General features: G+C 37.9%; 7 protein-coding genes. 2 read left to right on the top strand and 5 right to left on the bottom strand.

The features are described 5' to 3' along the window. Both dptG and dptH read left to right on the top strand, forming a co-directional pair. Complete coding sequence (dptG, locus tag ACHA99_RS01135) at nucleotides 1-1,353, top strand: DNA phosphorothioation-dependent restriction protein DptG (protein ID WP_219233676.1); 1,353 nt, start codon at nucleotides 1-3, stop codon at nucleotides 1,351-1,353. After that, nucleotides 1,334-8,587 carry a DNA phosphorothioation-dependent restriction protein DptH gene (dptH, locus tag ACHA99_RS01130; protein WP_393940505.1) on the top strand — a complete coding sequence of 2,418 codons (7,254 nt, stop codon included), beginning with the start codon at nucleotides 1,334-1,336 and terminating at the stop codon, nucleotides 8,585-8,587. Before dptG ends, dptH begins: the two co-directional genes overlap by 20 nt. Nucleotides 8,588-9,261: 674 nt before the next feature. Here dptH and ACHA99_RS01125 read toward each other — a convergent pair. The 5 genes from ACHA99_RS01125 to dndB all read right to left on the bottom strand — a co-directional run bounded on the left by ACHA99_RS01125 (nucleotide 9,262) and on the right by dndB (nucleotide 16,097). After that, the gene (locus tag ACHA99_RS01125; protein ID WP_393940503.1) at nucleotides 9,262-10,638 is read right to left on the bottom strand and encodes a class I SAM-dependent methyltransferase; all 1,377 of its coding nucleotides are present in this window, start codon (nucleotides 10,636-10,638) and stop codon (nucleotides 9,262-9,264) included. A 354-nt stretch (nucleotides 10,639-10,992) separates the two neighbouring features. Then, nucleotides 10,993-11,364, bottom strand: a complete 372-nt coding sequence (gene dndE, locus ACHA99_RS01120) for a DNA sulfur modification protein DndE (protein ID WP_393940500.1) — start codon at nucleotides 11,362-11,364, stop codon at nucleotides 10,993-10,995. Continuing rightward, nucleotides 11,364-13,379 carry a DNA sulfur modification protein DndD gene (gene dndD, locus ACHA99_RS01115; protein ID WP_393940497.1) on the bottom strand — a complete coding sequence of 672 codons (2,016 nt, stop codon included), beginning with the start codon at nucleotides 13,377-13,379 and terminating at the stop codon, nucleotides 11,364-11,366. The genes dndE and dndD overlap by 1 nt, the downstream gene beginning before the upstream one ends. A 7-nt stretch (nucleotides 13,380-13,386) precedes the next feature. Beyond that, nucleotides 13,387-15,018 (bottom strand): DNA phosphorothioation system sulfurtransferase DndC, encoded by a 1,632-nt coding sequence (locus tag ACHA99_RS01110; protein WP_219233671.1) that lies wholly within the window; start codon nucleotides 15,016-15,018, stop codon nucleotides 13,387-13,389. Next, the gene (dndB, locus tag ACHA99_RS01105; protein WP_393940494.1) at nucleotides 15,015-16,097 is read right to left on the bottom strand and encodes a DNA sulfur modification protein DndB; all 1,083 of its coding nucleotides are present in this window, start codon (nucleotides 16,095-16,097) and stop codon (nucleotides 15,015-15,017) included. The genes ACHA99_RS01110 and dndB overlap by 4 nt, the downstream gene beginning before the upstream one ends. Nucleotides 16,098-16,185: the final 88 nt, after the last annotated feature.

The raw sequence follows: 16,185 nt of genomic DNA, 5'->3' as shown, positions 1-16,185 counted from the left end.
TTGGATAATTTCACTATTATAGATTCATCAATATCGTTTGTAAAAAAAAGCATAGAAGACAACAACGACTCCGCCTATAGCAACAAAGCAGAACAATATTTACCAATTGGTCCTCAAACCTTAAAAGATCACAAATTGGATTGGGAGCGTGTATATCAAGTTTTGATGGAAGATCTCTTCCAATTGTCAATGGGTGATCGTGATAAAGAAAAACTAAGGGAAGAGATATTAGACGGTTTTCGTAGTGCAAGGGATACCAGAGAGCTAGTGGATATTATTGACGAGTTATATTTATCCTCAAACGCCATTAGAAAAATCACTCCTTTAGCTTACCTTGTTGCAGCTCAAGACACATTAACATCTAGAACTGAGACAATGATTAACATTGTTCGTGGCTTATTAATTTCTTCACTGCCAAAAGCACCTAATCATAGTGGCAACAATGCATTAGAAACACTTCTAATAGAGAGAGTAAATCAACTTAGCGTTCATATACCATTCAAAGAAGAAAGAACTACTTACTTGCCATTTTTAGCAGAAGCATTCACTAAAGACCTCCATACATTAGCAACTAAGCCAAGTTACTTTTTAAGCGAGCTGGAAAGTTTTATAAAACTTTATAGTTTTCTTTATTTGACACAGTTAACCATTCATATTTGCCTGCCAGGAAATAGATACAACATCCCTACATCTAAACCCTTATTTTTCATTTTAGAAACAGAACGAGCTAGTAGAGAACGGCATGAATGCAATCAGTATGGGTATGATTACTTTTTCAGCAGCACAAGAGGAATTGCATCGAATCTTTTCCCTATTTTAGGTTACTTAAGTCGAATATCTGGCAAACCCAGCTGGGAGATTATCAAAGAAGAAAGTACCGAATATACATCTAAAGTAAACAAATTTAATTTTGAGTTGGCTCATTTATTTGGGGAAGAGTATAAACCTGATGATTCCTTTGAGAAGGCTCTAAATACAGGTGCTGCATTTCAAATACAAATTTTTCAAGAATCATTAAAAAATTCTAAAAAAGGCTCTCGTAAAACTGCAAATAAAAGAGTGATAGAAATATTTGAAAAAAAATTTGCAGCTGGCTTTATCGCTGATCGTAAAGCTGCAGGAAAGTACTTCGTGGTAAATTCAAGCATCCTTCTCTTGCTTACTAACATGATAATTGGCTGCTCAAATCAAAAAAAACTACTTATTGATGATGTAATTGAAGGGTTAAAAGAGCGCGGTATTTGGCTAGATTTAAAATCCAAGAAAGCACTCCTGAAATTTTATGAAAATGTCGGGAATATAGAAAAACTAAGTGACAGCGGGGATGCAGTATATGTCAAAGCTACTATTTGAGGAATTTTTGGCCAGATTATTTTGTCAATATATAGAAGCATCAAACTCTATTGATACCAAATATCATTTTGTTAGTTCTAATCCTGCTCAATCTCTTCAGTTGTACAACGGTTTTAAAGTCCTTAATTTCAAACCGATAACTATTGGGGATTTAAGCTTAAAATATATTGAAACCGATAATGGAAAGAAAATTATTGTCATGCTTCATCACTTGGGCGATCAAGACAAAAATAGCAGCCATGAGGATTATATTGCCGGAGTAAGGGACGCTATCAATGATATTGATAATGCAGTTCTCTTTGTAATAAATAATAGTTCTTTAGAGACTCTGACATCTACATTCACTGATGTAAGCTTAAATGAAAGTGTGTTCACTCCACAATATGTTAATCAAGCTCTGGTGAAATTAGGCTCAGGTCACAAAGACGAATTAATTTTTAAATACCTAGTTGCCAATGTTGAGCAGAAAATTAGAGATGAGAATCTAAGTATATTTGGATATCAACCTCTTTATTATTCGATTGATAAAGACAAGATCGACTTGAGAGAACATGGATTATTTCTTGAACCAAGATTATCAGATATTCACAATGAAAAAGAGTTGAAGAAAGAGTTAGATAAAAATCATAGTCTATCAAGAGTAATACGCTCAAGAGTTAATGACTTTAATGATGACCCAGCTGAACTTCAACGGCAGTTAGAAGATGTGGGCTTAAGCGAGCGTTATATTGCAGAGAACTTTCTACGTCAAAATAGAGATAAGTATAAAAATGAAACCTTTTCAAATATTGAAGCTGAAATAGAAAAAAATAAAGACAGGAAGCTAGATGTTACAGAAATTGAGCTTAACGGGAGTAAGCTAGAAGAATGGAAGAGACTTTCTGGAAGCTTGTCTGCTAGAAAAAATATATCCTTAATCGGTGAAGTCGAGTTGAGGGATATTGATTTAAAAATAAAAATGTTAAGAGGTGAACCCTTACTCAAAGCTGAGGAAGTAATAATTCATGGCGATTTAAAACAGAATCAAATAAAAATAAATACTTCTAACCACGAACTCCACTCAACACTGAATGTGCGAATCCCATTTGATGGGCAACCTATATTTATTCAAATAAAGCTTTATCGACCATCTCAAAGAGAGTGTTTTCAATTCAATTGTTGCTTTGTCGAAAAAGAACGATTTTATATAAAAAATTATTTTGAAAAGTTAGAAGTCGAAATAAAGAGAAATAAAGGGAAGCTTATTCTTGAAAATGTTCAGGGTAAGATGCTTATCAATCCAAATGGCAGCATCGTTCATGCCTTTTCTTGTGCTGATACTGAAATCAATTGCGATGACCTTCAGTGCATCGATTTTCGCGATACTGATGAAAATGAAGTTATTGGTGATTTTGAGTTACTTTCAGGTGAATATCATCTGCCCATGGTTATTACTGGTTCAAAAGTTGTCGAAAATGTTAAACTTCCAAGTTTATTTGATAGCCAAAGAGGCTTAGATATATTTAGTCAGGATAGAATTCCTAAATATAAGCCAACAACATCTAGAGTGATAATATCTGGAAGAGAAAAAGAGTTATCAGTAAAAGCAAAAGAGTTATGCTCCTTCGAATATAAAATGCTCGACGGGGGAGTTTTATTCTTCGATGAGAATGCTTCGAATACCTTATATGTTACTGATATTGAAGATGATTTTCCTCGTATCGCTAAGGCATATAAAGCTCTATTTTCTTGGTTGTCTGAGCATGAGACTCTCATTTCTATTACTAATTGGCCAGCGTCTTTACTTAGTCTTGTTGAAGATATATTGGCTAGCATTCAAGACGCATTAATAAATATTCCTCAAGGAGCATTAGCTCATAAGTCTCGAAAATTACTTGAAATAGGTATTATACGCAAAGTGAATGAAGAGTTTTTTACTCCTTTTCATCCGCTATGCCTCTCGTATGCTTTTGAGTTTGCAAAACTAAGAATGACGGATGAAGGCAACTCGTTTAGCCAGATACCAGCGACAACCATAGATAAATTTAATGCAGGAGGTTTATTGCCTGTGTTATTTGATGAACACTCAAGTTTTGTGAGAACTCAAGCATTAAGTCATAACAAATTGTGGCTTGAAATAGCACCTCAATTAGAATCAGGTGATAGCTATGTTTCGTCCTTAGTATATGAGAAAGTTCAGGATTTTGTAACATGTTTTGAAATGTTATTTCAGCAAAGTGAAGATGCTCCTCTAATCATCAATTCAATAAATAACCAGAAAAATACACAAGTATTTAAAGGAATATTAAATTACTATAAAAAAGCAAAAGGAAAGCTAAAGAAAATTCGAGTGAATGTGTATGACGACAAGTACTTCACTACAGCATTTGAAGAGTTTTCTGAGTCGAGGAAAATAGAAGAATTACGAGAGTTGGTTCGTTTGAGCGACTCAGATAAAGAAGCCGTATTGGATGACTTAATATTCAAAGTCAGGAAAAACCTAACAGTACATAAAGTGAGAGAATTCGATAATTACGATTATGCTCATATAAGTTTTTTTAAGAATATCGAAGAAGTTACATTGCGCTCAAATAATGTAAGTGCAGGGAAATCTGGGATTGTTTGTAACGGCATTTTATCTGGTGAAGCTTCATATTTAGAAAATGAGGTTTTTTATACTGGTTTTGGATTGAAAAATGTAAAAGTAGACAATTTTACAATACGACTAGCTTCCTTATACAACCAGTTGTTGCTAGCTTATCGAGATAAGGCGGGTAAATATATCCATGGCAATGTTCCTGTGCTTGCTGTCCAGGATACTTTTAGACATCATTTATCTAAGTCATATGACACTAGCATATGGACTTGTATTATCGACCCTAAAGTTACGTTGGAATTCTTTGATACAAAAGAAACTATATTAATTCATTATGCAGATCAATACACTAACTCAGTTGCCTATGATGCGATAACGGTATCTTCACGAGTTGGATTATACAAAGACTTATTGCAAAGCCAGTCGGATGAATTGATCAATTCCTTCAATGCACTTAATGGGCAATGGTTATTGAATATAGTTAAAGAGTCTGGCAAGAAAAAAACTGATAACACAGAAAAACAAATTAAAGAAAAACAAGGAATTGTTGCTGCTTATAAGTTTTTATCTAGCTTGCTCTTATCAAGTGATCTTACCTGGGTTCCTTTATCCGTTGGAGAAATGCTGAGGGTTACTGGAAACCTCGGTCTTGAAATAAGAGATCATGATTTTTCGGCAAGATTGCATAATAAGTCTAAAGGAGCTCTTTCTGACGATATACTATTTGTAGGTATTAGGGATGAGGAACTTGTATTACTTCCTCTTGAGGTTAAATCAAGAAAAACAGGTACTGACTTTGCTAAAGCTATACAACAAGCGAAAGCGTTATCTGAACACATGAAAAGGTTGTTAGGGCCAAAAACTTTCAAAGGGAAGGTATATCGCTCGCTTTTTATTCAGCAAATACTTACTCAAGTCGATAAGTTTGAGTTGTATAATGTTTTTCCAGAAAGTTATTTTTCAAACTTACATGAGCTCTCTGACTCTTTGTTGATGGGGAATTACAATATTTGTGACATCTCTAACTATCCACAAGGAATTGCCTTAGCTTTTAATGAAGGTATGGAGCGTCAGCGAATAGAAAGTGAGTTGGATGAAGAACTAAATGTACTTAAGGTTAGACTCCCACAAGCTTTTGTGAAAATGCTTCATGAAGAGTCTATACAAGCTCTTTTCTCAAAATTTAAAGATAGATCAGCTTATCCAGAAATAAGCAAGCTTAGTTTACTTAATAGTGAATTGAAGAGTTTCGTAGTCGAGGAAAAAAAGAGTGAATATGAAGATGAGTGCTCTACAACTTCCTCATCGATAGAAAGTTGTGAGTCAATTGAACCAAATTTTGAGCAAAGTAAAAGGGGGCCAGAAGCTGAATTTGAATACCCTGTACATTTAACAGATATAGTTGGAAAGTTACTAAATCTCTACCAACGTGATATTTCCGTTTCAGACGTACTTTTCTTATCTGAAAATGATCTTGAACAAATCGAGAATTTTGAATCTTCTGATTTATTATCTTTTTACCGTCTCAAAGATCTCCTATCAAATCATAATGTCGAAAATACTATTCCACATGCACCAACAAATGATGACTCATCAAAGTTAAATTTGGTAAACGTTACTAGTGAATATAGGGCTTTAGTTAATACCTTACTTAGGGAATTTGGGGAGAATTTAAGTATTAACCAAACATTGGAAATAGATATACCAACCCTAGAAAATATAAATGGATTTGGAAGAGGAAAGGTAAGAAAGTTTCTTGAGTTTATCGAGAAATTAAAGAAAAACTATTTCTCTGTAAATTCAACGGACGAAATAGTAGCAATCGAAGATTTTGATTTGCCATTAGATGAATTAGAAAATTACTTAATTAGTGATCTTCAAAATTATTTTTTACAAGATAAAACGAGAGAAAATGACATTTTATCTCGAAGATTAGGAGTTAACTGTAATAGTGAAACTTTGGAAGAGATTGGGCAAAGCTATGACATTACTAGAGAAAGAATTAGACAAATCGAGTATAAAGCTAAGAAAAATTTTATAGCGAAGTTAAGCATATCCCCGAGAGTTATCTGGGCCATCACAAAAAGTAGTTTGAGCGAATTAAGATCGCCACTATTCCCATCTCTAAGATCATACTTTGGTTCAAACAGAAGTTTCTATTCATTCTTAGAAGTTTGTTGTGGTCTCAATGAAAACGAAATTAAAAAGGTAACAACGCCCAATCTAAATAAGACAGAATTGGAAGAGTTTTGGGCTTGGAACAAATCACCTGCAAGTATTGAAGACTTATCTTGGCATTTACATGAAAACATGAATGTTGAACTTGCAGTTGCAGAGAACCAGATATCCACTTGGATTCAAGACGGAGTCTTGCAACTAATCGAAAATGATCAAATAAAACCACTAGCGTTAGCAAAAGTACCAGGCATTACTAACGCCATTTTAGATTTCCCTAATGGAGATGTATGGGCAAATATTCAAACCCATGCTAATGCAAAGTCGATAGCGAGTTCTCAATATTCTGAAAAGCGACTTGAACCCAATCTCATGCGAGCCGTAGATAAGGAATATGTATACCAAAGTGGTAGAGGCACATATCGACATATTAAGTACTTAAATATCAACGAAGATGATAAAATGCGGATTTTAAGTGTAGTGCTATCAAAGTTAAATGAATGCAAACATGCAGGAAGAGAATCAGTCAACTTATCAGTTGATATTTATCAACGAGCTAACTTGTCCGATGATTATTTTTTAGTAAGGCATATCGTAAGAGCTTACGGTGAGCCAGAAGGAATATTTTTTAATGGTAAATCAGGTGCTGATACTGTTAGCCTGGCTTCTAATTTTAGTTTAGCGTCTCAGAAAACAGTATTGATTGAACTTTTCGAGCATTCCCTTTCGCCTTTATCTAAAATAGAAATAGCTTCTAAAATTAGGAGCCAATCTTTAGGACATGCCGCATTCTACTTAGACAAATTATTAACCGACGGTGTAATCGTAAGGGTTGATGAAACTCATTATTCACACATCAATAACGCATTCACGGAAATAGATATAGAGGAAACATTACAACTTGCTTTTAGTTTTGTAGATAGTGAATCGAGGATTATAGAGGGTGAAAAAATTCAGTCTTATTTGAATAGACATTTAGACAAGGAAAATAATAAATATTTCTATCTATCACTATTGAAAACTCATGCTTTAAACTATAAAAAAAGTTATTTCTTTGCGCACAACTTGGTATCTCAGCGGGAAATCGGATATTCAGGGCTTGCTGAAATTTGCAGGGAATTATTAGGTATAGCATCGACAAGAGCTGAAGCTATTGAGCTCGCAAAAAATAAACTATGTATTCATGAACATATATTAAAGAGATGTTTTGACCAAGTATCAATAACGAATCGGACCGATGGTTTTAGTACCTTTTCATTAAGTGACATTAAGAAATCAGACTTACACAATAAAAATGATAGTGAGCCACTTAGCAATATTGAAATGGTTGAACAAGAATTAACTTCTTATTCTGCAAATAATATTAATATTGAAGATTGTAGAATCCTAATTGGGCGAGCAATTGACAACCTAAAGCCTGTTTATTGGGAATATGGTAATAAGGATTTAGCAAACAGACATTTAATCGTTTTCGGCCGCTCTGGCCAAGGAAAAACCTATTGTATTCAAGGGTTATTGATGGAAATGGCTAAAGCTAATTGCAATTCTTTAGTCATAGATTATACCAATGGCTTCCTGCCCAATCATTTGGAAAGTGAGTTCAATGGATTCGTTAACCCCAAATCCCATTTTCTTGCACAAAAACCTTTAGGAATATCGCCGTTCAGAAAGCAGAAACAAGATTTTGGTGGTGTAATACTAGAAGAACAAGACCATATCGTTGCGGCACGTATTGCTTCCGTCTTTAATCAAGTCTATTCATCTATCGGGGAGCAGCAGCTAGCCACATTGATTAATGTGTTAGAAGATGGTGTCCATCGCCATGGAAAACAATATGATTTCGACTGTATGCTAGATGATTTGAGAGAAGCAGGACGAACGGGGGAAGCGTTAGCCAACAAACTATCACCTATGGTGAAGTCGAAATTATTCAACAATGATACTTCTCAGAATTGGCAAACCATCTTTAATGATGGTACATCACGCACCAATATTGTTCAGCTTGCATCGCTATCAAGAGATATCATGCAGCTAGCTACAGAGTTCACCTTATGGGATTTATATTCTTATGCTTGTAGTTACGGCAATAAGTCTAAGCCAATCCCGATTGTTCTAGACGAGGTACAGAACTTAGATCATCGCTTAGAAAGTCCGTTGGGGAAAATGCTTACAGAAGGTCGTAAATATGGTATTTCCCTGATACTGGCCACTCAAACTCTAAGTATGTTATCCAAAGATGAGCAAGACAGACTTTTTCAAGCGTCACATAAACTCTTCTTTGCACCAGCTGAGACTGAAATACAGACTTATGCAAAATTACTAGAACAAGCTGTACCAGGCACTAGTCGGAAAGTATGGTTGGACGAGCTCGCCAAGTTAAAAAAAGGCGAATGTATATCTGTGGGCTTGCATATGAACGAAGGAGGTTTTGTTGAGCAAGGGGCTAAGGTAGTAAAAGTTGCTTCACTAGATAGTCGTGAATAAGTTTCATTGACCTAGAGTACATCTTATATCTTTATAAGTAGATATTTGAATGTACTCTAGACCATTGCACACGGGATGACCTTCTTTTCTGGCTTTATCTCGCCAACGATACAAGTTTAGCACCGCAATGCTTTCTTCCCGAGCAACCTTTGCGAACGTTAAATTGTGTGGCGGTAATAATTTTTAAGGTTCGAGTCCTTACGTTATGGTGAATACCGAGCCATATCGTACTCTCTTGCCGCACCCTGTGTCTTTAAAATAGGGGTGACAAAAATCCTGACACAAGGGCCCACTACATACCAGCTTAACAATAATTATCAGTTATTTCGGCCTATAGGGAAAAGGGTATTTGCAAAAGCAACTTTAGTTTTGTTAGGACGTGGATTAGGTATCGGTGACGCTGTCAGTATTCATTTAACTGCCAACTTAGATTTATTGAGGAAAGATTGGCATTACATTTTATGGGATCTAATAGCTGATACTATGTATTATGATCGTAAACAAAGTTGCGCTCGCAGAATCACAACTTTTAACCTTGGCGGGCCATTATCCTCAAACGAAAGCTAAAAAAGAACAACTTGACGCTTTGCTTTGTTCTAGAGGATTTTGTTTTTATCATAATTATTTTATTTAACAATGAATTATAAAATATCACTATGAAAATAAGCCCCATGCTAAAGAATTCCTAATAAGGAGGGCTTTTTGTATAAGTAATTTACAAAAGTTTCATTGTTACTCAATATACTACCTGATTCCCATACTTCAATTTTGACTAACTTATATCTGGTAACTAGTAGCTCATGTATATAATCACTGCTATACGTGTAAAAGTCTCGCTCTGCAGCCTTTGTGTTATCAATCTGCTTTTTCAGTGAAAAGTAAAAATGCCCACCAGATGTTAATGCACTTAATAGTCTAGATATTGCGGCCTCAAACTCGGATGGTTTCAAGTGCAGTAGTGAAGCGCATGCCCAGATCAAATCAAAGGTAGATGGGTAATCAATATCAGTAAAGTTCTTTTGTTCACAAAATGAGAAGGGGTATTGGTTGCACAGTTCAACCATTTTTGATGAAGCGTCGAATGACAAAACTTTAAAACCTTTTCGGATAAAGTATTGAGTATCTCTACCTACGCCACAACCGGCATCTAGCACACTGCCACCGTTTGGGACGTAAGCTCGTACTTTTTTATAGATCTCTTCCATATCTAGCGCGATAGTCGAGTCGAAATAACTAGTTGCGTTAGTATCATAAAAAGCGATAGTTCTATTTTTTAAAACCTTTGGTTTTTTGTCATCTGTTTTTTTTATTAACCTCAAAAGCTTTGATATTTCACTATTAATCGCACCATTTATTTCTAATGGGAATACAATACTTTCCAGAGCTTCGCTTTGGCCATGAAGTTTTCCTTCAGCCGCAGTTTTTATTACTCGATAATGTGCTGCAAGTTTTCCAAGTAGAATATGCAAAGCTGGGTTATCTACATAACCACTTTGAGATTCAATAAGGTTTATCACCTTATCTGAAATGCTTAGTATATGTTTAAAGAGTTCTTGATCACTTTTTTTGAATCTATCCAAGCCTTGCTGTGTATTATCCGGTTTATCAGTAAGAAATCTTAATGTTCTAAAGTAACTACCTTCTGCTTTAAGTTCTTTCTTTTCTTCTAACGCAAAGTAGGAGTAAATAACTCTCGACTCTTCCAGTAATGAATTTAAAGGCCCATAGAACTTTTCAATCTTTTCCTTTGCCTTTGCCACTCTGTCTAAATGCTTGTCACGTTCTAATAATTGAATCTGGTGCTTGGAGTCTTTTGAATATTTTCTAATTGTTGAGAGAGCAACAGCTAGTGAAAAGATAACGGTTAAGAAAGAACCAACAGCAGTTATATCAGTACCCCAAATTGTTGATGATGGTTTTGAGCTCTGCGGCTCGCTTTTTATGATAATCAGCTCTTTCGAGGCAGAATCTTGATGCTCCGAAGTATGTTTATCTGCAATAATAACATTGTTATGAAAGTGGCTATCTGTTTTTACAACTTGTTCAGGCATTTCTAGACCTTAATTTTTGGAGAATTAGAACTGAAGTTATTTTCAGATATTATCGCTACGGCAACGTGAGCTGCCCAAGTAACCAACAGCTCATGATCGTGAAAACCTAGATAACGCTGCTTTAACAGCTACTCTGTCGTAAGTTGGGCCATACCAGCATGGTGGCTTTTTCCAGCTTTAACGTACCGTTTAACTGCACTTGTTGGCTTTTATCGTAAACAAAGCCAGCTTCAATTGATTTAACAAATCTAACCTGACAGACGCCACTAAAAAAGGATAATTGTCAGATCTAGTTTGAGATACTACGTATTAGTTAGTGAACTAGCATTTTAGCGTATAGATTATACAATGCCGCTAACCTGCAATTAATTGTTTATTCGATAAATTATTCCCAAATTCTAATAGTGTCTTATGATTCCTCAACCCTGCAATTCCATCCTCAACATGTGCCGCCCAAGCTTGCTGTAATTGTTTAGCATCTAGGTTTGGGTAGTACATTTTAAGCAGTAATTCCGTGAGCTCAGCTGTATCGCCTAGCCAAGTGATTTTATCAAGCACTAAACTGCCATTAAGTTTGGCTTCTATGCCTGCATAGCGAAAATCAGACTCAATCGAGCAGAAAAATGCAATTCTGGCCGAGACATTCGGGGTCACTCCTGTATTGGCCTTTAGTTTTTTTAACTGCTCTTCAGTGGTTTGATTCAGGTTCATGCGATTCGGTAGCATTAAATTGCATCCTTTGTTTGCTGGCCCCAGAAGTAACCCTCAACGACTTTTGAGGATTGGCTGACACTGTCAAAACTGATTTCGAATCGATGTGAGATATCGTCTTTAAGACTATCGACATAGGACTCATCAATCTCAGTGTCGGTAGAGAGGATAACTACTTGATGGCTGGCCTCTGGGAAATAGTGCTCGACCAGTTTATCTCTGTGCTTTGAGTCCAAACGTCCTAGCGGGGTATCGATAATCACTGGCAGATTTCTACCTGATGTTTTACCTAGGGCCTCAAGAATAGATATAGCATAAATCTGCTTTTCTCCCGCAGACATGGCTTTACGGTTCAAAACGTTACCATTGTCATCAATCAATTCCACATCAAATGAAGTGGGGTTGATCGATGCACGGTAATGCAGATCTTCTTTGCGGGCTAGGCGCTGATAAGAACTGAGAAACTCTTTTTCTAATTGGCTAACGCGTAGTGCTGTGAGGCGGGTTGCAAACGCTTCGAGCATCATCAGAGTATTTTGGGCATTTTCAACGCCCTCGGTAGCATTGCTTTGCGCCGTGTGTTTTTCTTGTAGTTTCTGGATCTTACGATTTATGTCCTGTGCTTCACGCAGTGCTTGTTTCGCTTCATTGAGCACATTGCGGTAGTCCATCACGATCTTTTGCTTTTGCTTATCGAGCTCACGGACTTGATTGAATAGGCCTTCTACCTGTTCCTGTGCTGGCGCTCTTGCAATATTGGCCGCAGTTTGTGCTAGTTCTTCTTCGAGTTTACTTAGGCGGGTACGAGCTTGCGTAAAGCGGCGGTAAGAGGCTTTGGCTTCACTATTCACTTTAATATCTAGCTCTCTGAATTCACGCTCTGAAACATCAAACAGTAATTTGTCGTTAGGGATCTGTAACTGGTAATCAGAAAAACAGTCATGAATGGCCGCCATTGCGACTGGAGCCGTGGTATTCAAGTCAAAACTCAGACGTGCTTTTAAGGTGTCGAGGAAACCATTAAGTTCCTCTGTAAAGTGCAATTGCTGTTTTTTCTTTTGTTCAAGCTCTAACTTCGATAGTAAAGCGGCAACGGCTTTGGGGGCGATGGCGATGGGGAGTGACGTTTCCATCTCATGGCGAATGAGTTTTTCAAGCTCAGCTTTTTCTTTTATTAAAAAGTCGGCTTTGCTTTGGGCTGCCTCGCGGGAATGTGCCCATGCGCCGCCTTGGCTTGAAAGCTGAGCTTCTTTTGCTGAAATATCGGTTTGTATCGAGGTGATTTGGACTTTTAGCTGATCAGCTATGTGGCGAAGTTTTTCGCTACGTGCTTTATGCGCGTCACAATTGTGTTCAAGTGACTTTAACTCTGCATGTACGCTTTGGGTGGCACCTTCAACGCCTTTTCGTTTTAGAAAAATACTAAGGTCACTTTTCAGTTTACCGATAACATCTAAGCCAAGTAGACGACGAACAGCGGTTTGCAGAACTTCACCCGATTCATCTTCGGCAAGTTCCGCTATTTTTTCACCATCGAAGAAAAATAAGTCGGCGATACCTGTGGGGACAAGTTCATTCAAAAAACCCTGACATTGGTCATAACTGAGTTCTGACAGAGCTGTGCCATCCTTCTCAAGTGTTAATTTATCTTTTTGCCCTCTTTTCCAGCCACGGATGATCTTGTAGGTGTGCGCACTGCCTTGTTGGTTGTAAATAAACTCCAACTCAATGCTAGCTCGTTCTGCCTGAGTGCCTGGGCCACTGGCTTTGTGAATGAGTTCACTTAGCTGATGGATATAGTCCGTTCCTGAAATGTTTTTACCTAGGGCCTGACGTCCATATAGCGCCAAGCGAATAGCGGTTAAAATTGAGGTTTTACCAGCACCATTGAGGCCACCAAAAAGTACTATTGGGCGATGATGTTGGGCACTGCCTGATGTCCCAATTTTTTTACTTCTGGGGGCAAGGTCAATTTCCTGGGTTCCACGAAATACTCGGAAATTGTTAAGTGTCAAACGTGTAATAATCATAAAAACCTTAAAACTCTTCACTTAACAATCGGTCAAGCTCGGTTAGTTCTTTGTTGTATTCGTCCATTTGCTCTTTATACAAATCCAATTCTATGCGGCTTTGTACGTTGGTATGTTTGACTTTGATATTTTCTAGGCTTCCCCAGTCTTGCTTGAGAATGCTTCCAAGCTTGTCAAACACGCCTACACGACGGCTGAGACCATCGAGGGATACTTCCATTTCGATTAACTTCATCACCATTTCTGATGATACATAATATTCTTGGCTTAAATCGTTAACCAGTTTGGCTTCGACTTTTCCAAAAGAAGCGCTGTCATCTATGACCCAATCGAGATCATAGCCATACACATCTCTAAAAAGTTGTGGCAGGGTATCATTCCAATCAGGCTCGTTCGGATCTCTTAACCAATGCTGCCGAATAGCATGTAATTCAGGCACGGTGATAAGCTCAATCTCGCGACCTTCTTTTCTAAATTGCTTGTCTAGTTGCAGTAGCTGATGGAGCCACTCTTGTCTGTATTTGAGCCAATAGGGCCCTGGCACATGCTTACGCTCGACAGTGATATCTTCACCGTCTTTAGCGTATTGATAACTTACTTTTCCACTTCGGCGCTTATAGTTGCGGTAAATATCCTTGTTTTCAGGAATGGAAGTGTGAGCCAGCACATCTCTGAATTTTAGCAATGGCTCCATCCAGGTTTCACCATTGGCAATTAAGCTTTCCATTGCTCTATCGCGGGTGACAACTGTACAAGTCCAGCAACCAAAACGTGAATTTCCACATGAAGGTGTTGTTTCGTCAATCACCATAGGGCATTCACCTTGGCCAGAGGAATCCTTATAAAGGTTCCAGAGGGTTAGGTTTTTGCTGCCCCAAGGATTTTCCCACTCTAACTCATAATCATCGCGCCAAATATTTTTGATGCCGTAGGCCGTTTCCTTCGACTCTAGACTACACATGCGGAGTATTTTCCAGACATCATCCACACCCCAAGTATCTATGGGCGTATAGATGAAGGCATTGGCTAATGTTGTGTGTCGAGCTAGGCGTGAGCCATCAATTTTATGTTTGGCGATAACCTGTGCACGCGAAGCGCTCTCCTGACTACGAGAGCCTAATACCACTATTACTTCATCATATTTGGATACGGTTTCTTTGATGAAATCGCTGACAGGATCAATTTTCATCCGTTCAGTACACCAGCGGAAACTGCGGGTCGGTGCCGGATAACCTTTGCCTAGCAGGTTAACCCAGAAAGTAGCCTCTGTTTTTGGCGTGACCTTGTGCACAGATATAGGCAACTGATCAAGTTTGGCACCTTTACCTATTGCATCTAAAGAGTTGGAAATGTGATTCACTACGACTGGCGTTTCAACCAGAGTGTCTGAAGAGACAACAAAAATAGGTTTAGTCCGTTGCTCTTTGTCCAAGCCCTGTAATGCCATATAAACCAGTGACATTACTGCGGATGAGTCTTTGCCGCCACTGTAGCCTATAACCCATGGTCTTTTATCTGCTAGGTAAACTCTTTGTACATCTGCGATGTAATGGCTCAGTTTATTATTGGCGAAAGTTTCTTGGCTAATAAAGTTCTGGTATTCCTCTGGGAGATCATCAGAGAGTATTGTAATGCTCATTTATTTACCTGTTTTTCCAGTGTTTTTTCTTCAGGTGTAAGAGGAAGTGAAAGGTGCAGCTTGAGGGCATTACACGTTAACTGGATACATGTGTTCGTTTTGCTGAGTTTACCATGAAGCATGGCGCGTTTGATCCACTCTGGATTGGTTTTTTGCCAGTTGATAGTTTTTAATGCAGGTAATTTCGATTGCCATCCTTGAGGATGCGCGCACAATAAGGCATGACCCATTTGACCAATAGCATGTAAACCTACCCCGTGAGCATGTAAATATTGCTGACGAAGTTGAGCTGGTGAAACGTCTTTATGTTGCACCAATTGCCAGTCCTTCATGTGTTCATTGACGTTTGACCAAAATGCTTCGGCTAATTGTTGCTCCTGTTCAGTAAAGCCATCTTTTGGGCCTTTACCGAGCAAGGCTCTGGTTGCTTGCTTGATACTGCTAAGGGTAAATAGCTTATTAGACTTTGGAGAAATATTAGATTTCTCCATTTCAGTTAGCCCTTTAAAAGGTAAACACTCAGAGGCGAGGTATCTGGCTAATGAGGAGCTTTCATCCCTATGGTCGTACAAGGTGCCTAAAGAGGGACTGGGTTTAACTGCATATTTGTTCAAGTCTGCAAACATTTGCTGACTTCGAGTCAAACCTTCATCTACGTAAAATAATACGGCTATGTTGTCTTGCCCAAGATCTGGATTTTCTTCTAGCGCCTGCTCAATGGCTTTGCGTCTGTGCTGACCATCATTAATGAGGATCTGCGCATCCATGGGGATCTTTAACTGTCCTAAATTGGGGGCTGTTAAGGTTTCTTCAAAAGAGATATGTACGCCTACAGACGCCGTTAGTGCCGAAAAAACGTAATCTTTGGGATTCTCCAGCAAGTACTTTACCATTTCCGGAATCCGGGTTTTGTTAAGTGTTCGCTGAGCACGAAGCTCGGGAGGCACGTCGGCTTCGTTGTAGCTAAATATTTTAGGAATGATTCGTAGCGGGCAAGTCGCTATATAAAATGGTCGGCCAGCCTGAATTCCTCTGACAGCTGGAAATGAATAGCAATAGCCTGAGTCGGAGTCAATCATGTGAAGTATGCCATACAACTAATTAATGACGTAATGGTATGTCATTAATGACATACCTTGCAATTAAAAAGTAATTGAAGTGACGCTG

It is taken from the genome of Shewanella sp. S23-S33 (assembly GCF_043359565.1).
Lineage (GTDB): Bacteria > Pseudomonadota > Gammaproteobacteria > Enterobacterales > Shewanellaceae > Shewanella > Shewanella oncorhynchi.
The sequence above is the reverse complement of the archived record's forward strand: the minus strand, read 5'-3'. Positions and strand labels throughout refer to the sequence as shown.